We start from the raw sequence: 17,593 nt of genomic DNA on the forward strand, positions 1-17,593 counted from the left end.
TCAAACGAATTTAATGACAATCTATAGTAAATCCGATAAAATAAGTAATAATTAAATTTAAAGATACATCAAGAAATTGATTGACTTGATGTCTAAATAAATATAGATATTAATATTCGTGTATAAAAGGAGTATAGATTGATGAGTAGTAAACAAGAGATATTAGACTATATAGAGAATAAAAAGTACGATTATGTCGAAATAAGCCATCGTATACACGAGCGTCCTGAGTTAGGCAATGAAGAGATATTTGCTTCAAGAACATTAATTGATCAATTAAGAGCAAATGAGTTTGAGATAGAAACAGATATTGCCGGACATGCTACTGGTTTTATTGCAACTTACCAGTCTGAAAAAGAAGGACCAACTATAGGATATTTAGCTGAATATGACGCTTTACCTGGTTTAGGTCACGCGTGTGGTCACAATATCATTGGGACAGCAAGTGTATTAGCAGGAGTCGCACTTAAACAAGTCATCGACCATATTGGTGGAAAAGTAGTTGTATTAGGATGTCCTGCCGAAGAAGGTGGAGAAAATGGAAGTGCGAAAGCTTCATATGTAAAAGCCGGTGTGATTGATGATATTGACATTGCACTTATGATTCATCCTGGAAATGAAACATATCCAACGATAAATACATTAGCCGTTGATGTGCTTGATATTAAATTTTATGGTAAAAGCGCCCACGCTTCAGAAAATGCGGATGAGGCTTTAAATGCATTAGATGCGATGATTTCTTATTTCAATGGTGTAGCTCAATTACGTCAACAGATTAAGAAAAGTCATCGTGTACACGGTGTGATTTTAGATGGAGGTAAAGCTGCTAATATTATACCTGATTATACGCATGCAAGATTTTATACACGTGCCACTACTAGAAAAGAACTTGATATTTTAACAGAACGTGTTAATCAAATTGCAAGGGGTGCAGCCATCCAAACGGGTTGTGACTATGAATTTGGTCCTATTCAAAATGGTGTAAATGAATTTATAAAAACACCTAAACTAGATGAATTATTTGAAAAATACGCCATAGAAGTTGGCGAAGAAGTAAGTTATGATGATTTTGGTTTTGGTTCGACAGATACAGGAAATGTTAGTCATATAGTTCCTACGATTCATCCACATGTTAAAATTGGCTCAAGAAATTTAGTAGGTCATACACACCGTTTTAGAGAAGCAGCTGCAAGTGTTCATGGCGATCAAGCTTTGATTCGAGGCGCAAAAATTATTGCTCTTATGGGACTAGAATTAATTGAAAATAAAAAACTATTTGATGAGGTTGTAGAGCAACATTCTCAAATAAAGGGGTAAATAAATGAAAAATGAATATAGTGTTCCAAAGTTAACGTTAAGTGATTTGTATGATGAAAATATTGTATATAATTCAAGACCTTCTTATGCATTGAATCCTTGGCTCACAACAGAAGAACATCAGTCTAATTTTTTGACTGGTCGTGAAATGATTATCGCTAAGGATATGCCGATTGTTGTACACGAAGCGAGTATTACAGATAAGTTACAACAACTATTTGATCTTATTGGTAAAAAAATACCGGAGCATCTTTATACATTTAGAAATCGTGAAACGTATGAACGCTTGTTACAAGAGATTATCAATAAAGAAGGGAAAAAAATATATTTTCAATATATCGAAAACAATGACATAGTAGAGGACGAAGCGTATGCCATTGATAAAGACGTTTTTGTAGCTTTAAATAATAAATCACGTATTCCTGAATGGACAAATCATAAATATTTACCGGATCGTGAAATTGTGTCAATTAGAGACTTCAAAGGTCGTATCAAAGATTGGGATTATCCTTTTGTAATTAAGCCAGGAGATGAATTACCAACTGCAGGTGGCTATGGCGTAATGATTTGCTATAACGACGAAGACTTAGAAAAAGCAACTAAACGAATATTTGAAGCGGCCCATGCCACCGATAATTTAATCATTGAACAAAAAATAGAAGCAGTTAAAAATTATTGTGTCCAATTTGCATATTCTAAAGAAATAGGTATTACCTATCTAGGTACTGCCCATCAAATTACCGATAAATATGGTCTATACGCAGGAAATGAAAATGTGCATGATGTTCCAGAAAAAGTGATTCAAGCTGGTCGTGAAATTATGCAAAATGGAGTGAACTTAGGCTTTATTGGTGTGGCAGGATTTGATTTATTATTAGATGAAAATGATAATGTATTTGCTATAGATTTGAATTTTAGACAAAATGGTTCGACAAGCATGTTACTATTGCAAGATGAATTAAATCCTAACTATCAAAAATTTTATAGTTATTTTTCAAGAGGAGATAATACTCGTTTTTTCAATGTTATTTTAAAATATGTTAAACAAGGCGTGCTTTATCCTCTTTCGTATTATGACGGTGATTGGTTTGGTAAAGATGAAGTGAAATCTCGCTTTGGATGTATATGGAATGCTGATTCTAAAGAAGAAGTTGAACAATTAGAACAAGCATTTATTAGTGAACTTGATGATACTAATTAAGTTAGAGTATAGGTTAAATTAACTATAAAAAAGAATATAGATGTTTGACGTTAATTTTAATATAATTTAACATTTAATTAGTATATTAAGAGAGAGGGTTTGCAATGGAATATAAGCATAATGACTATTTCAAAGAGATATTAATTAATGAAGTCATTATTTTGGCTAGTAAAAATAAAAAATTAATTCGTATTCATCATGAAGATGGTGATTATACAGGGATGTGGACGAATGAAGACATCGCAAAAGAGTATTTAAATCACTCAGACATTCAATTTGATCGACTATTAAATATTGATATTGATACGTTCGTTACGTATGATATGGATGAATTGTTTGATGAAAGTGATAAAATTTTAATCAATACTTCAATTAAAGAAGAGGGACATATTGTCAAAGTTGTAGACATGATGGATGAACTCATGTCTGAATTAGACAAAATTCGTCTTAAAGAATTTGCAAAAGATATTTCAAAAGAAAATCATGTTTTTGGTTTAACACGTAAAGGGGAAAAAAGATTTATTCTTATTAGTGATAAAGAAAATCAAAAACCTAATATTATGCCTGTATGGAGTATTAAAAATCGGGCACGAAAAGTTCGTGATAAAGATTTTGAAGAATGTGATTTAATCGAAATCGAAGGTAGTGTATTTAGTGAATGGCTTGATAAATTAAGAGATAATGATCAAGCTGTTGCAGTAGACTTAAAACCTGGAGTCGTAGGTACCATTGTTTCTCCACAAAAAGTATCTAATGAATTATCATTTTAAATCAAATCCCAATAGGTTTCTTTTTTAAGAAATCTATTGGGATTTTTATGTTAATATTTTTGGTTTGAATTAGCTTAAATGAAGGACACCGATTGCACCTGAAAATGCACCATTTTCAATGTAAAAAGGATGGCATCCTCGTAAGACAGTATAATCCTCAATAACTTTTCGTAGTAAGGGATTATTATTAAAAGAAGACCCAATATAAACAATATTTTTTGTTTGGTATTCACGAGCTACTGTAATCGCCATCGTTGTAATCACTTCTCCAACGACACCTACTACAGATGCTAATTTATCTGAGTTAGTAACATGTTCATTCATATTATTTAGTACATTGCCAAAGTTTGCAGCAGTGAGTTCACCAGGAATAGGCGGTTCAGAATCTTTATATATATGTTTAACTTTTAAATCGATAATATCTCTATTTCCAAATTGAGCGAGATCTGTAAGTGTTTCATAATCAGATATTTCAGTCAATAAATAACCTAAACCTCGAATCATTCCGCCACCAGTACCAATTCCACCTACACGTTCTTGATGGTGACCGTTATAATAATGTAAAGATGTACCAGTACCTATATTTGCAAATATGTATTGATTAATATGATGGCCTTGCTCCTTAAGTAAAATACCTAATCCCCTTGAAGCAGCATCAAACTCAACAAATATTTGGGATGATTGTTTGATGTTTTCAGCAATAACGCCTGCGTTACCCCCTGTTAAATTGATTTTTTCGAATTCATTTTGGTTTAACCATTGAATGACTTTATTTATATCTGTTGTTAATTCAGTTGACAATGTACGGTGTGTATCATCTTCCATTGCTATTTTAATTAATGTACCGCCGGCATCGATACCTACTCTCATTTTTTTCACCTCTAAAATTAATATATGACAAGTTAATACTATAATAATTTTGACGAATTGCAATTATTTTACAATATTATAAAATAAATGGTAAATATTAGAGTAAATAGATCATTTTATAAGATTTAAAGGTTATATATGATATTATTAAAACAACTTTGTGATATAGGGGCTAATTTTATGAGTATAGTAAAGCAATTTGAAAACATTATAATTCAAGAATTTGAAGAACAATATCGCGATGATGTCTTAAATTTTGAATTAAGTGAACGACAACAAATTTATTCATCATTACCTAAATCTGTATTAGAAGATGCTTTAAATGATGAAAATCGAGTAGCTAATATTGCCATTAATGAAAATGGAGATGTAGTAGGATTCTTCGTACTTCATCAATATTATCAACATGAAGGATATGATACACCTGAGCATGTCGTTTATGTTCGATCATTGTCTATTAATGAAAAGTTTCAAGGACAAGGCTATGGTACAACTATGATGATGTATTTACCTCAATATGTTCAAGCATTGTTTCCAGACTTCAATCATTTATATTTAGTTGTTGATACTGAAAATGAAGGGGCCTGGAATGTATATGAACGTGCTGGATTCATGCATACAGCTACTAAAGAAGAAGGACCCATCGGTAAAGAACGTTTATACTATTTAGATTTGGATTCTAAACATGTATCGTCATTGAAATTAGTTGAGAATAAAGATTCAAATATTGCAATGTATCAAATTATTGATTTATTAAAAGATGATCAAAAAGTTGGATTTATTGCACTCGAACATCTAGATACCCATCTAAAAATCGCCGCAATAGAAGTATATAAAGATCAAAGAAAAGAGGGGATTGCTGGGAGTGCTTTAAGACAACTCCCTACATATGTACGCAAACATTTTAAAGAAATAAGAAGTATAGGTATTACATTATTTGGAGAAAATAATGAACTTAAGCCATTATGTATTAGTAGCGGCTTTGTTGAGACAGATCAATCAGATGACTTAGTTATTTTCAAAAAATATATTAATTACTAATTGAATAGCAATTGCGAAATCATAAAATGTCATTTATAATTTATCTTTGTTACTATTAATAAAAGCAATATAAAGATAATAAAATCCTTTGAAAGGAAGTTTAGTTATAATGAAAATTCAAGATTATACTAAAGAAATGGTTGATGAAAAATCATTTATCGATATGGCTTATACTTTATTACATGATAAAGGGTCAACAATGAATCTCTACGATATTATTGATGAATTTAAAAGCCTTGGTAATTATGAATATGATGAAATTGAAAACCGTATTGTACAATTTTATACTGATTTAAATACAGATGGACGTTTCTTAAACGTTGGTGAAAATCAATGGGGATTACGTGATTGGTATTCAGTAGATGATATTGAAGAAAAAATTGCACCAACAATTCAAAAATTTGATATTCTTGATGACGATGATGAAGAAGATGAAAATCTTAAGTTACTTGGCGACGATGAAATGGATGATGACGATGATATTCCAGCTCAAACGGATGATCAAGAAACATTAGATGATTCTGATGATAATGAAGAAGATATTGACGGTTCAGATATCGTTATTGAAGAAGATGATGATGACGACATCGCTGAAGGTGAAGAAGAAGCATTTGAAGATGCAGAAGATTTTAATGACTAAATATTAGTTTTAATTGACTTTTGAATGAAAAATGTTAAAATTTTATTCGGGCTCCTTTAATTAGGACACGTGTATAAATGTTATACGCTCCCCTTACAAATATGTGAGAGGGAGCGATTTTTTTATTTTTAGGAAATGTTTAAATTTTGTAGAGATAGAGTAAGGAAGCAACCCTTAATAAATTAGGAGGTCAGACAATGACAAAATTTATCTTTGTAACCGGCGGAGTAGTTTCATCTTTAGGTAAAGGTATCACAGCCGCTTCTCTAGGAAGATTGTTAAAAGACAGAGGACTTAAAGTAACAATTCAAAAATTTGATCCATATTTAAATGTTGATCCTGGTACAATGAGTCCTTATCAACATGGAGAGGTATTTGTTACAGATGATGGCGCTGAAACTGACTTGGACTTAGGACATTATGAACGTTTTATAGATATCAATTTAAATAAATATTCTAATGTCACTGCGGGAAAAGTATATTCACATGTGCTAAAAAAAGAACGTCGTGGAGATTATTTAGGTGGAACAGTTCAAGTGATTCCACACATTACAAATGAAATTAAAGAACGCTTATTATTAGCTGGAGAAAGTACAAATGCGGATGTAGTCATTACCGAAATCGGCGGCACAACAGGTGATATTGAATCCCTTCCATTTATTGAAGCTATTCGCCAAATTAGAAGTGACCTTGGTCGTGAGAATGTTATGTATGTTCATTGTACATTACTTCCATACATTAAAGCAGCTGGAGAAATGAAAACTAAACCAACACAACATAGTGTAAAAGAATTACGTGGTTTAGGTATTCAACCTGACTTAATTGTTGTTCGAACAGAATATGAAATGACTCAAGATTTAAAAGATAAAATTGCTTTATTCTGTGATATAGATAAAGAGAGTGTTATTGAATGTAGAGATGCATCGTCATTATATGAAATCCCATTACAATTAAGTGCTCAAAATATGGACGATATTGTAATTAAACGATTAGATTTAGATGCTAAATACGATACACAATTAGATGAATGGCAATATTTATTAGATACCGTTAATTCATTAGATGGTACAATTACTATTGGCTTAGTTGGTAAATATGTAAGTTTACAAGATGCATACTTGTCAGTGGTTGAATCACTAAAACATGCAGGTTATCCATTGAAAAAAGATGTTGTAGTAAAATGGATTGATTCAAGTGAAGTAACAGACGAAAATGTAGAGAGTTACTTAAGTGATGTGGATGGAATTTTAGTTCCTGGTGGCTTTGGTTTTAGAGCAAGTGAAGGTAAAATTTCAGCTATCAAATATGCAAGAGAAAATAATATACCTTATTTTGGCATTTGCTTAGGGATGCAATTAGCAACTGTCGAATTTGCAAGAAATGTTGTAGGCCTTAAAGATGCCCATTCAGCAGAACTTGATCCAAATACACCATATCCAATTATTGATTTGTTACCTGAACAAAAAGATATCGAAGATTTAGGTGGCACATTACGTTTAGGTCTTTATCCATGTACTATTAAAGATCATACTTTGGCGCATGATATTTATAATGAAACAAATATTGAAGAGCGTCATCGTCATCGTTATGAATTTAATAATACTTATAGAGAACAATTAGAAGATAAAGGAATGGTCTTTTCTGGTACTAGTCCAGATGGTCGTTTAGTGGAAATGGTAGAAATTCCAGAAAATGATTTCTTCATTGCTTGTCAATTCCATCCGGAATTCTTATCTAGACCTAATAGACCACAACCCATTTTCAAAGCTTTTGTAGAAGCTGCTTATAAACACCAACAAAATTAAAATATCAAAATAGAAGCGGAACAGACTACTTTTTAAAGTCTATTCCGCTTCATTTATATCAATTTATATAGAAGTTAAAGGCTGTACATGTTAAGTATTAATGATTATAAAGTTATTTTATAATTCCAAGTCTCTAGTCATTTCAATCATTTGTGTATATATATCATAGTAAATGTAATTAAACGCCATTGTATGAGGTTGTACAATTTTATCATAATCCTCAGTATATACGATTGGACGCGGGGTTGATAAGTTTACAAAATGCATAAGATGTTCAGGGAAATCTTCTTGTTTAGGACGATTGCATACTAATACAAAATCAATATCTTTGTCTATTAATTGTTGAACATCTTGAGCAACTTCCTTGGTATAAAAAGGAGAGAATAAAAATACACGGTCAGTTGTGTCTAAGTCATTTAAACTGTTTAATTCACTCAATTTTTTACTAGAATTTAATTTTTCATCACTGTCTAATATAAAAGTTTCAAAGAATTTTAAGTCTCCATAACCATTAATATATACATACCCTTCTCCACCAATAGCTTGGATTAAACATTGAGCAGCCATTTGTATATCTAACGCCTGGTCTTCTAAACGATTGAATACACCCGTTAATTGTGTTTGTAGTATCTTTGACATGATTATCCTCCATTTCATTAGTATTGTAATGAAATATGATATTTTATGCAATGAAGCTTCAAAAGTTATCACTTATTTTTAAATTAAGCATGCAATAAAAAATATTATCTGCTATAATAATTTTTGAAAATTTATGTAATTGGATACAAGGAGGAACTTTCATGCCATTAGTTTCAATGAAGGAAATGTTAATCGATGCGAAAGAAAATGGTTATGCGGTTGGTCAATACAACTTAAATAACTTAGAATTTACACAAGCTATTTTAGAAGCTTCTCAAGAAGAGAACGCGCCAGTTATCTTAGGTGTTTCCGAAGGTGCTGCACGTTACATGAGTGGTTTTTATACAGTAGTTAAAATGGTAGAAGGTTTAATGCATGATTTAAATATTACTATACCAGTAGCTATCCACCTAGATCATGGTTCAAGTTTTGAAAAGTGTAAAGAAGCTATTGATGCTGGATTTACTTCAGTAATGATTGATGCTTCACATAGCCCATTTGAAGAAAATATTGAAATTACTTCTAAAGTAGTAGAATATGCACATCAACATGGCGTGTCAGTTGAAGCTGAATTAGGAACAGTGGGTGGACAAGAAGATGATGTTGTAGGCGGTATCATCTATGCTGATCCTAAAGAATGTCAAGAATTAGTTGAAAGAACTGGTATTGATACTTTAGCACCAGCATTAGGTTCAGTACACGGTCCTTATAAAGGCGAACCTAAATTAGGCTTCAAAGAAATGGAAGAAATTGGTGCATCAACTGGCTTACCACTTGTTTTACATGGTGGTACAGGTATTCCAACTAAAGATATTCAAAAAGCAATCCCTTATGGTACTGCAAAAATTAATGTAAATACTGAAAATCAAATTGCTTCAGCTAAAGCTGTTAGAGATGTATTGAACAATGATAAAGAAGTTTACGATCCTCGTAAATACTTAGGTCCAGCACGTGAAGCTATTAAAGAAACAGTAAAAGGCAAGATTAGAGAGTTTGGTACGTCTAATCGTGCTAAATAAAATAAAGATTATTAAAGGTTAAGGCAACCTTAACTGTCAGCAAAGTGATCGCTTTGTTGACAGTTTTTTTATTTTATACAAAATTTTACGATATATTATTAAAGTATTTGTATAAAGTTAGTCGTGCGGAGTGTTACTCAATGACTGACTCACGATTTATAAAAATTAAATTAACTTTTTATAAAATTTATGAAAAAACAGAATTAATTAATTGTATAAATTGATTTATAATAGTGTTATCAATCCGTTATATGAATTATTAGATTTTTAGATATTAATATTAATATTATAATTGCTAAATTTTTTTAAAAGTTAGTGTTTTACAAATAAATAATATATAATTTATAATGCGAATTATGTATAATTTTACAAAAGGCGATAAAGGAGAAAAAATAAATGAGTCAAGAAGTAATTAAAATCCGAGGTGGTCAACCACTAAAGGGTGAAGTTACAATTAGTGGTGCAAAAAATAGTGCCGTAGCTATTATTCCAGCTACTTTATTAGCGCAAGGACAAGTGAAAATTGACGGTTTACCGCAAATCTCAGATGTTGAAACACTTGTGAGTTTATTAGAAGATTTAAATATTAAAACAAATCTTAATGGTAAAACATTAGAAGTTGATACAGCAGAAATTAAAAATGCACCATTACCAAATAATAAAGTTGAATCTTTACGTGCCTCTTATTATATGATGGGAGCCATGTTAGGTCGATTTAAAAAATGTGTGATTGGTTTACCAGGTGGTTGTCCATTAGGCCCACGTCCAATTGATCAACACATTAAAGGATTTAAAGCTTTAGGTGCTGAAATTGATGAATCAAGTGATACATCAATGAAAATAGAAGCAAAAGAATTGCACGGAGCCAACATCTTTTTAGATATGGTAAGTGTTGGTGCAACCATCAATATTATGCTTGCAGCTGTTCATGCAAAAGGGCAAACAACGATTGAAAATGCTGCCAAAGAACCAGAAGTAGTAGATGTAGCAAACTTTTTAAATAGCTTAGGCGCAAATATCAAAGGCGCCGGTACGAGTACTCTAAAAATCAGTGGTGTTGAAGAGTTACATGGAGCCGAATATCAAGTGATTCCTGATAGAATTGAAGCGGGAACGTATATGTGTATTGCAGCTGCTTGTGGTGAAGAAGTAACAATTAAAAATATTGTACCTAAACATTTAGAAGCCCTCACAGTTAAACTAAATGAATTAGGCGTTGATATTGATATCGATGATGATAAAGAACAAATAGTAATTAAAGGTAAATCATCATATAAAAATGTAGATATTAAAACATTAGTATATCCTGGATTTGCTACTGACTTACAACAACCTATTACGCCTTTATTATTTATGACAGATGGTCCTTCTTTCGTTACAGAAACGATATATCCAGCTCGTTTCCGCCATGTAGAAGAGCTCAAAAATATGGGAGCTAGTATTGAAGCAGATACGTCTACTGGTACTGCAACAATTAAACCTTCTAAACTTCAAGGTGCCGAAGTATATGCGAGTGATTTACGTGCAGGAGCTTGTTTGATTATTGCTGGATTACTAGCAGAAGGTGTTACAACAATTTATAATGTTAAACATATTTATAGAGGATATACAGATATCGTTAAACATCTTAAAGAATTAGGTGCGGATATTTGGACTGAACAAGTTTAATTATTTTTGATATACTTAAATATATTAATTGCTGAAGTATATTAAATACCTGCAATGTTTAAGAAGTTTTGAATAGAGGTGAAGACAATGGAAATCTGTCCATATCTCGAAGAAACCTTTAAAATTGTTGGTAGAAGTTGGAACGGTTTAATCATTAATTACCTATCTCGATGCGCTGATTATACTGCACACTTTTCCGATATGAAAAGGGATTTAAAAACAATTACTCCACGTGCATTAAGTATTAAGCTTACAGAATTAGGTGAGTGGGGATTAGTAGACAAAAAAGTCATTTCTACACGTCCTGTTTCTATCGTTTATGAGTTAACCGATAAAGGAAAAGCACTTGCTGAGGCTTTAAGACCAATTGAAGCATGGGCTAGAGATTACGTCACATTAGAACATAACGATTCAGTTAAATAATATAGTTAAAAGGTTGGAGTTTATATAAACTTTAACCTTTTAATTATGTTTAAATAACATCAAATCGGATATATATTAGACATACACATTCTTAAGGAGTGAATCATTGATGAGAAATTATACTCAACAATATATTAATGGTGAATGGATTGATAGTGAAAGTAACGAAACAATTGATGTAATTAATCCAGCAACAGAAGAAGTTATTGGAAAAGTTGCAAAAGGTAATGAAAAAGACGTAGAAAAAGCGGTTCAAGCTGCTCATGACGTATATTTAGAATTTCGCCATAGTTCAGTTGAAGAAAGAAAACAACTACTAGATAGAATAGTAGAAGAATATAAAAATAGAAAACAAGATATTATTGAAGCAATTACAGCAGAGTTAGGCGCTCCACTAACTGTTTCAGAAAATGTTCATTATCAAATGGGTTTACAACACTTTTCAGAAGCACGTAGAGCTTTAGATTCATTTGAATTTGAAGAACGTCGCGGAGATGATTTGGTAACTAAAGAAGCGATTGGCGTTTCTGGATTAGTTACACCATGGAATTTCCCAACTAATCAAACATCTCTTAAATTAGCAGCAGCATTTGCTGCAGGTAGTCCAGTTGTGTTAAAACCTTCTGAAGAAACACCATTTGCTGCAATAATTTTAGCTGAAATCTTTGAAAAAGCAGGCGTTCCTAAAGGCGCATTTAACTTAGTTAATGGTGATGGTGAAGGTGTAGGTAATCCATTAAGCGAACATCCTAAAGTTAGAATGATGTCATTCACTGGTTCTGGAGCTACAGGTTCTAAAATTATGGAAAAAGCAGCTAAAGATATCAAAAAAGTATCTCTTGAATTAGGTGGCAAATCACCATATATCGTACTTGACGATGTAGATATTAAAGAAGCTGCAAAAGCTACAACTGGAAAGGTTGTTAATAATACTGGTCAAGTATGTACTGCAGGAACAAGAATCTTAGTTCCAGAAAGTATTAAACAAGAATTCTTAACTGCCTTAAAAGAAGAGTTTAGTAATGTTAAAGTTGGCGATCCACTTGATAAAAATACCCAAGTAGGACCAATCATTAGTAAAAAACAATTCGACACAGTACAATCTTATATTGATAAAGGTATTGAAGAAGGCGCTGAATTATTATATGGTGGTCCAGGTAAACCAGAAGGATTAGATACAGGTTATTTTGCTAGACCAACTATTTTTATAAATGTTAAAAATGATATGACTATTGCACAAGAAGAAATTTTTGGTCCAGTTGTTTCAGTAATCACATATAATGATTTAGACGAAGCAATCGAAATTGCTAATGATACTAAATATGGTTTAGCAGGATATGTAATTGGTAAAGATAAAGAAACGCTTCAAAAAGTGGCACGTTCAATTGAGGCAGGTAGAATTCAAATTAATGAATCTCCAAACGAACCCTATTTACCATTTGGTGGTTATAAACAATCTGGTATCGGTCGTGAATGGGGCGACTACGGAATTGAAGAGTTCTTAGAAGTAAAATCAATTGCTGGTTATTTTAAATAATTAAGTATAATGAAATAGTTTAATATAAATACAGTTCATGGAATCATTTTAGTTCCATGAGCTGTTTTATTTTTTGAAATTTAATAAAATCATTTTGTAATTAAATTAAAAATTTGCTATATTAATTCTAGTATTTAAGATGCTAACGTTTAAAACATTTAAGTTATAATCATTTAGATGATTTAACAATGCTAGTAGCTAGATGATTTTTATAAAAATATAAGAAATGGGTGCAATTTATGCCTGAAAGAGAACGAACATCACCACAATATGAATCTTTTCATGAATTGTATAAAAATTATACGACAAAAGAACTTACGCAAAAAGCAAAATCATTAAAACTAACTAATTATAGTAAATTGAATAAAAGTGAGCTTGTCTTGGCAATTATGGAAGCTCAAATGGAAAAAGATGGAAATTACTATATGGAGGGGGTTTTAGATGATATACAACCTGATGGATATGGTTTTTTAAGAACCGTTAATTATTCTAAAGGTGAAAAAGATATATATATATCAGCTAGTCAAATTAGACGTTTTGAAATTAAACGAGGCGATAAAGTAACTGGAAAAGTACGAAAGCCTAAAGACAATGAAAAATACTATGGACTTCTACAAGTTGACTTTGTTAATGATGAAAATGCAGAAGTTGTAAAAAAACGTCCTCATTTCCAAGCACTTACTCCGTTATATCCAGAGGAAAGAATTATTCTTGAAACAGAGCCTCGAAATTATTCTACTCGAATTATGGATTTAGTTACTCCAATTGGTTTAGGTCAACGTGGTCTTATTGTCGCTCCTCCTAAAGCTGGTAAAACTTCATTACTTAAAGAAATTGCAAATGCAATTAGTACAAATAAACCAGATGCTAAATTATTTATATTATTAGTAGGTGAACGACCTGAAGAGGTAACTGATATAGAGCGTTCAGTAGAGTCAGCAGAAGTAGTACATTCCACTTTTGATGAACCTCCTCAACATCACGTTAAGGTAGCAGAATTATTATTAGAAAGAGCAAAACGTCTTGTAGAGATAGGACAAGATGTCATTATCTTGATGGACTCTATTACGCGTTTAGCAAGAGCATATAACCTTGTTATCCCGCCTAGTGGTAGAACATTGTCAGGTGGCTTGGATCCAGCATCCTTACATAAGCCTAAAGCATTTTTCGGTGCTGCTCGTAATATTGAAGCAGGTGGTAGCCTAACTATTTTAGCAACGGCTCTAGTAGATACAGGTTCACGTATGGATGATATGATTTATGAAGAGTTCAAAGGTACAGGTAATATGGAACTTCATCTTGATCGTAAATTATCTGAACGTCGAATATTCCCAGCTATTGATATTGGGCGTAGTTCTACGCGTAAAGAAGAATTATTAATTAGTAAGTCTGAATTAGAGTCATTATGGCAACTTAGAAATATGTTTACTGATTCTACCGATTTTACAGAGCGTTTTATAAGAAAATTAAAACGTTCAGAAAATAACAAAGAATTTTTTGAACAATTGCAAAAGGCAGCCGCTGAAAGTACAAAAACAGGAAAACCAATTATCTAAAATATGTGATTGAGGGTTGCGTTTTCCTTCAATAACTATTATAATTACACAGTATTGGGTAAAAACTCACAAATAACTCTGTTCCAGATGGTTCAGGGCAAAGGAGCTGAAAAAAATGAAACAAGGAATTCATCCTGATTACCACAAAGTCATCTTTTTAGATACAACAACGAACTTTAAATTTTTAAGTGGTTCTACTAAAACTTCTTCAGAAACAATGGAATGGGAAGATGGTAACGAATACCCAGTTATTCGCTTAGATGTATCATCTGATTCACATCCATTCTACACAGGACGTCAAAAATTCGCTGCTGCGGATGGTCGTGTGGAACGTTTCAACAAAAAGTTTGGTCTCAAATCAAACAACAATTAATTTTGAACTTAAAATGCCTGCCTAATCTATTATGTATAGAATTAAGCAGGTATTTTTTTATTTCTAAACTATTTTATTAATTTCTTCAGTGATAACCCAGTAATAAACTCATTTATAATAATCGAAAATATGATATAATTAAGCGATTATGTTTTGAAAAAGGTGGAACTTATAATGTATGAGACTTACCATTCTGGTTGGATTGAATGCATTACTGGAAGTATGTTTAGTGGTAAATCGGAAGAATTAATTCGTCGATTAAGAAGAGGAATTTATGCTAAACAAAAAGTAATCGTATTTAAACCAGCTATTGATGACCGGTATCATAAAGAGAAAGTTGTATCACATGATGGTAATGAGCTAGAAGCCATTAATATCTCAACAGCTAGAGAAATACTATTACAAAATTTATCTCAATTTGATGTCATAGGTATAGATGAAATTCAATTTTTTGATAATGAAATTGTACATATAGTAGAAAAGCTAGCTGAAGATGGTCATAGAGTTGTAGTAGCAGGATTAGACATGGACTTTAGAGGTGAACCTTTTGACCCCATGCCTCAAATTATGGCCGTAAGTGAACAAGTGACCAAATTACAAGCCGTTTGTGCAATATGTGGTTCGTCATCAAGTCGGACGCAACGTTTAATTAATGGACAACCAGCAAGAATTGATGATCCAATTATATTAGTAGGAGCAAATGAAAGTTATGAGCCAAGATGCAGAGCACATCATATTGTAGCACCTAGCATCAATGACAAGGAGGAAATATAGTGTTTGATCAATTAGATATTGTTGAAGAAAGATATGAACAGTTAAATGAAATGTTAAGTGATCCAGAAATTGTTAATGATCCAGATAAATTACGAAAATATTCTAAAGAACAAGCTGATTTACAGAAAACAGTAGATGTTTATAGAGATTACAAAAGTAAAAGAGAAGAAGTAGCAGAAATAGATGAAATGCTAACTGAAACAGATGATAAAGAAGAAATTGAAATGTTAAAAGAAGAAGCATCAGGATTAAAAGGTGAACTTCCAGAATTAGAAGAACAACTTAAATTCTTGTTAATTCCTAAAGATCCAAACGATGAAAAAGACGTTATTGTCGAAATTAGAGCAGCAGCTGGTGGAGATGAAGCAGCTATTTTCGCAGGCGATTTATTAAGAATGTATACAAAATATGCGGAATCTCAAAATTTTAAAACTGAAATTGTTGAAGCGGCAGAAAGTGATCATGGTGGATATAAAGAAATCAGTTTTTCAGTTTCAGGTAGTGGTGCTTATAGTAAGTTGAAATTTGAAAATGGTGCTCATCGTGTACAACGTGTGCCCGAAACGGAATCTGGAGGACGCATTCATACATCTACAGCGACTGTAGCTGTTTTACCTGAAGTTGAAGATGTAGAAATTGAAGTGCGTAATGAAGATTTGAAAATTGATACGTATCGTTCAAGTGGCGCTGGTGGTCAACACGTTAATACTACAGACTCTGCTGTACGTATTACGCATATTCCAACCGGTATTATTGCAACGTCTTCAGAAAAATCACAAATTCAAAACCGTGAAAAAGCATTAAAAGTATTAAAAGCGCGATTATATGATATGAAATTACAAGAAGAACAACAAAAGTATGCGGCTCAACGTAAATCAGCTGTAGGGACAGGAGATCGTTCTGAACGTGTAAGAACTTATAATTATCCTCAAAGTCGTGTGACAGATCATCGAATTGGTTTAACTTTACAAAAGCTCGACCAAATTATGGAAGGTAAATTGGATGAAATTATTGATGCATTAACACTTTCTGAGCAAACTGAAAAACTGAAAGAACTAAATAATGGCGAGCTTTAAAGATACCTTACAAGAAGCGATTGAATTAACAAAAGAAAAAGGATTTGAACAATCTAGAGCGGAATGGCTGATGTTAGACTTATTTGAATGGTCTAGGACAGATTATTTAATGCATATGTATGATGAGATGTCTCAAGCTGAAGAAGCAAAATTTTCACTTGCATTAGACCGTATGTTATTAGGAGAGCCCATTCAATATATTGTTGGTTTTCAATCATTTTATGGATATCAATTACAAGTAAATTCTCATTGTCTTATTCCACGTCCAGAAACAGAAGAAGTCATGCTTCATTTTTTAGAGCATTGTAAGGATGGGAGTACAATTGCTGATATAGGAACAGGCAGTGGAGCGATTGCAATTGTACTTAAAAAACTAAATCCAACCTTAAATGTAATAGCCACAGATCTTATTGAAGATACTCTAGAGGTAGCATCTGATAATGCACATCAATTAAAAGCGGATATCAGATTTCTAAAAGGTAATGCCCTTAAACCACTTATTAAAGAAAATATTAAATTAGATGGCTTAATATCAAACCCTCCTTATATTGATCAAACTGAGATGAAAGATATGGAAGATACAGTAGTAAAGTATGAACCTCATATCGCTTTATTTGCTGAGGATGAAGGGTATGAGATTTATGAGATGATTCTAGATGATTTACCCAAAGTACTTAATAAAGGGGCTTATGTAACTTTTGAAATTGGATATAATCAAGGAGAAATATTAAAAGCACGTATTATAAATAAATATCCGCATGTTAATGTAAATCTCTTGAAAGATATTAACGGATTAAATAGAATGATTTCATTTAAGTGGTAATAGTGGAGTGGGAAAGAAATGTATTATTTTCTAACCCACTTCTTTTTCTTTAATAACTTCA

At 32.0% G+C, this 17,593-nt stretch carries 17 protein-coding genes; 15 read left to right on the plus strand and 2 right to left on the minus strand.

The genetic code is table 11. The annotated features are described in order from the left end of the window. The first annotated feature begins 141 nt into the window (after positions 1–141). The 3 genes from CD034_RS08740 (at position 142) to CD034_RS08750 (ending at position 3,288) form a co-directional block, all read left to right on the plus strand. Positions 142–1,317 carry a M20 family metallopeptidase gene (locus CD034_RS08740; RefSeq protein WP_002448654.1) on the plus strand — a complete coding sequence of 392 codons (1,176 nt, stop codon included), beginning with the start codon at positions 142–144 and terminating at the stop codon, positions 1,315–1,317. Positions 1,318–1,321: 4 nt separating this feature from the next. After that, on the plus strand, positions 1,322–2,518 hold the full coding sequence (gene ldmS / locus CD034_RS08745) for an L-aspartate--L-methionine ligase LdmS (protein ID WP_002448657.1): 1,197 nt from the start codon (positions 1,322–1,324) through the stop codon (positions 2,516–2,518). Between the two features lie 104 nt (positions 2,519–2,622). Next, entirely contained in the window at positions 2,623–3,288 is a 666-nt protein-coding gene (locus CD034_RS08750) for a DUF2750 domain-containing protein (RefSeq protein WP_002455050.1), read from the plus strand. Between the two features lie 69 nt (positions 3,289–3,357). Here the strand turns inward: CD034_RS08750 and coaW are convergent, their stop codons facing one another. Then, the gene (coaW, locus tag CD034_RS08755; protein WP_002448663.1) at positions 3,358–4,158 is read right to left on the minus strand and encodes a type II pantothenate kinase; all 801 of its coding nucleotides are present in this window, start codon (positions 4,156–4,158) and stop codon (positions 3,358–3,360) included. A 180-nt stretch (positions 4,159–4,338) separates the two neighbouring features. Here coaW and CD034_RS08760 point away from each other — a divergent pair, with 180 nt between their 5' ends. From CD034_RS08760 to pyrG, 3 genes are all read left to right on the plus strand, one after another. Continuing rightward, positions 4,339–5,199 carry a GNAT family N-acetyltransferase gene (locus tag CD034_RS08760; protein WP_002455051.1) on the plus strand — a complete coding sequence of 287 codons (861 nt, stop codon included), beginning with the start codon at positions 4,339–4,341 and terminating at the stop codon, positions 5,197–5,199. A gap of 109 nt (positions 5,200–5,308) precedes the next feature. Next, positions 5,309–5,839, plus strand: coding sequence for a DNA-directed RNA polymerase subunit delta (gene rpoE / locus CD034_RS08765; RefSeq protein ID WP_002448639.1), 531 nt, complete (start codon positions 5,309–5,311; stop codon positions 5,837–5,839). A 197-nt stretch (positions 5,840–6,036) separates the two neighbouring features. Next, positions 6,037–7,644: a CTP synthase gene (gene pyrG, locus CD034_RS08770; protein ID WP_002448707.1), complete on the plus strand. Its 1,608-nt coding sequence runs from the start codon at positions 6,037–6,039 to the stop codon at positions 7,642–7,644. A gap of 117 nt (positions 7,645–7,761) precedes the next feature. On the opposite strand, the gene CD034_RS08775 is transcribed toward pyrG, so the two are convergent. Beyond that, complete coding sequence (locus tag CD034_RS08775; RefSeq protein WP_002455052.1) at positions 7,762–8,283, minus strand: DUF2529 domain-containing protein; 522 nt, start codon at positions 8,281–8,283, stop codon at positions 7,762–7,764. Positions 8,284–8,444: 161 nt separating this feature from the next. Between CD034_RS08775 and fdaB the strand changes: the two genes are divergently transcribed. From fdaB to prmC, 9 genes are all read left to right on the plus strand, one after another. Continuing rightward, positions 8,445–9,302 (plus strand): class IIb fructose-bisphosphate aldolase FdaB, encoded by an 858-nt coding sequence (gene fdaB, locus CD034_RS08780; protein ID WP_002448638.1) that lies wholly within the window; start codon positions 8,445–8,447, stop codon positions 9,300–9,302. Positions 9,303–9,698: 396 nt separating this feature from the next. Next, positions 9,699–10,970 (plus strand): UDP-N-acetylglucosamine 1-carboxyvinyltransferase, encoded by a 1,272-nt coding sequence (gene murA / locus CD034_RS08785; protein WP_002455053.1) that lies wholly within the window; start codon positions 9,699–9,701, stop codon positions 10,968–10,970. Between the two features lie 87 nt (positions 10,971–11,057). Next, positions 11,058–11,393, plus strand: coding sequence for a winged helix-turn-helix transcriptional regulator (locus tag CD034_RS08790; protein ID WP_002448699.1), 336 nt, complete (start codon positions 11,058–11,060; stop codon positions 11,391–11,393). A 109-nt stretch (positions 11,394–11,502) separates the two neighbouring features. Continuing rightward, the gene (locus CD034_RS08795) at positions 11,503–12,930 is read left to right on the plus strand and encodes an aldehyde dehydrogenase family protein (protein ID WP_002448710.1); all 1,428 of its coding nucleotides are present in this window, start codon (positions 11,503–11,505) and stop codon (positions 12,928–12,930) included. A gap of 239 nt (positions 12,931–13,169) precedes the next feature. Beyond that, the gene (gene rho, locus CD034_RS08800; protein WP_002448642.1) at positions 13,170–14,486 is read left to right on the plus strand and encodes a transcription termination factor Rho; all 1,317 of its coding nucleotides are present in this window, start codon (positions 13,170–13,172) and stop codon (positions 14,484–14,486) included. Positions 14,487–14,601: 115 nt separating this feature from the next. Then, entirely contained in the window at positions 14,602–14,859 is a 258-nt protein-coding gene (locus CD034_RS08805; protein WP_002448672.1) for a type B 50S ribosomal protein L31, read from the plus strand. 174 nt (positions 14,860–15,033) lie between these two features. Then, on the plus strand, positions 15,034–15,633 hold the full coding sequence (locus CD034_RS08810; protein ID WP_002448715.1) for a thymidine kinase: 600 nt from the start codon (positions 15,034–15,036) through the stop codon (positions 15,631–15,633). Continuing rightward, the gene (gene prfA, locus CD034_RS08815; protein ID WP_002455055.1) at positions 15,633–16,709 is read left to right on the plus strand and encodes a peptide chain release factor 1; all 1,077 of its coding nucleotides are present in this window, start codon (positions 15,633–15,635) and stop codon (positions 16,707–16,709) included. Before CD034_RS08810 ends, prfA begins: the two co-directional genes overlap by 1 nt. Beyond that, positions 16,696–17,532 (plus strand): peptide chain release factor N(5)-glutamine methyltransferase, encoded by an 837-nt coding sequence (prmC, locus tag CD034_RS08820; RefSeq protein ID WP_002448696.1) that lies wholly within the window; start codon positions 16,696–16,698, stop codon positions 17,530–17,532. Before prfA ends, prmC begins: the two co-directional genes overlap by 14 nt. Positions 17,533–17,593 lie beyond the last annotated feature (61 nt).

This window comes from Staphylococcus hominis subsp. hominis, assembly GCF_002901845.1.
GTDB lineage: Bacteria > Bacillota > Bacilli > Staphylococcales > Staphylococcaceae > Staphylococcus > Staphylococcus hominis.

Excerpts from the sequence above, each read along its gene's own strand:
- CD034_RS08740 (WP_002448654.1), top strand. The coding sequence starts at position 142 with ATGAGTAGTAAACAAGAGATATTAGACTATATAGAGAATAAAAAGTAC.
- ldmS (WP_002448657.1), top strand. The coding sequence starts at position 1,322 with ATGAAAAATGAATATAGTGTTCCAAAGTTAACGTTAAGTGATTTGTAT.
- CD034_RS08750 (WP_002455050.1), top strand. The coding sequence starts at position 2,623 with ATGGAATATAAGCATAATGACTATTTCAAAGAGATATTAATTAATGAA.
- coaW (WP_002448663.1), bottom strand. The coding sequence starts at position 4,158 with ATGAGAGTAGGTATCGATGCCGGCGGTACATTAATTAAAATAGCAATG.
- CD034_RS08760 (WP_002455051.1), top strand. The coding sequence starts at position 4,339 with ATGAGTATAGTAAAGCAATTTGAAAACATTATAATTCAAGAATTTGAA.
- rpoE (WP_002448639.1), top strand. The coding sequence starts at position 5,309 with ATGAAAATTCAAGATTATACTAAAGAAATGGTTGATGAAAAATCATTT.
- pyrG (WP_002448707.1), top strand. The coding sequence starts at position 6,037 with ATGACAAAATTTATCTTTGTAACCGGCGGAGTAGTTTCATCTTTAGGT.
- CD034_RS08775 (WP_002455052.1), bottom strand. The coding sequence starts at position 8,283 with ATGTCAAAGATACTACAAACACAATTAACGGGTGTATTCAATCGTTTA.
- fdaB (WP_002448638.1), top strand. The coding sequence starts at position 8,445 with ATGCCATTAGTTTCAATGAAGGAAATGTTAATCGATGCGAAAGAAAAT.
- murA (WP_002455053.1), top strand. The coding sequence starts at position 9,699 with ATGAGTCAAGAAGTAATTAAAATCCGAGGTGGTCAACCACTAAAGGGT.
- CD034_RS08790 (WP_002448699.1), top strand. The coding sequence starts at position 11,058 with ATGGAAATCTGTCCATATCTCGAAGAAACCTTTAAAATTGTTGGTAGA.
- CD034_RS08795 (WP_002448710.1), top strand. The coding sequence starts at position 11,503 with ATGAGAAATTATACTCAACAATATATTAATGGTGAATGGATTGATAGT.
- rho (WP_002448642.1), top strand. The coding sequence starts at position 13,170 with ATGCCTGAAAGAGAACGAACATCACCACAATATGAATCTTTTCATGAA.
- CD034_RS08805 (WP_002448672.1), top strand. The coding sequence starts at position 14,602 with ATGAAACAAGGAATTCATCCTGATTACCACAAAGTCATCTTTTTAGAT.
- CD034_RS08810 (WP_002448715.1), top strand. The coding sequence starts at position 15,034 with ATGTATGAGACTTACCATTCTGGTTGGATTGAATGCATTACTGGAAGT.
- prmC (WP_002448696.1), top strand. The coding sequence starts at position 16,696 with ATGGCGAGCTTTAAAGATACCTTACAAGAAGCGATTGAATTAACAAAA.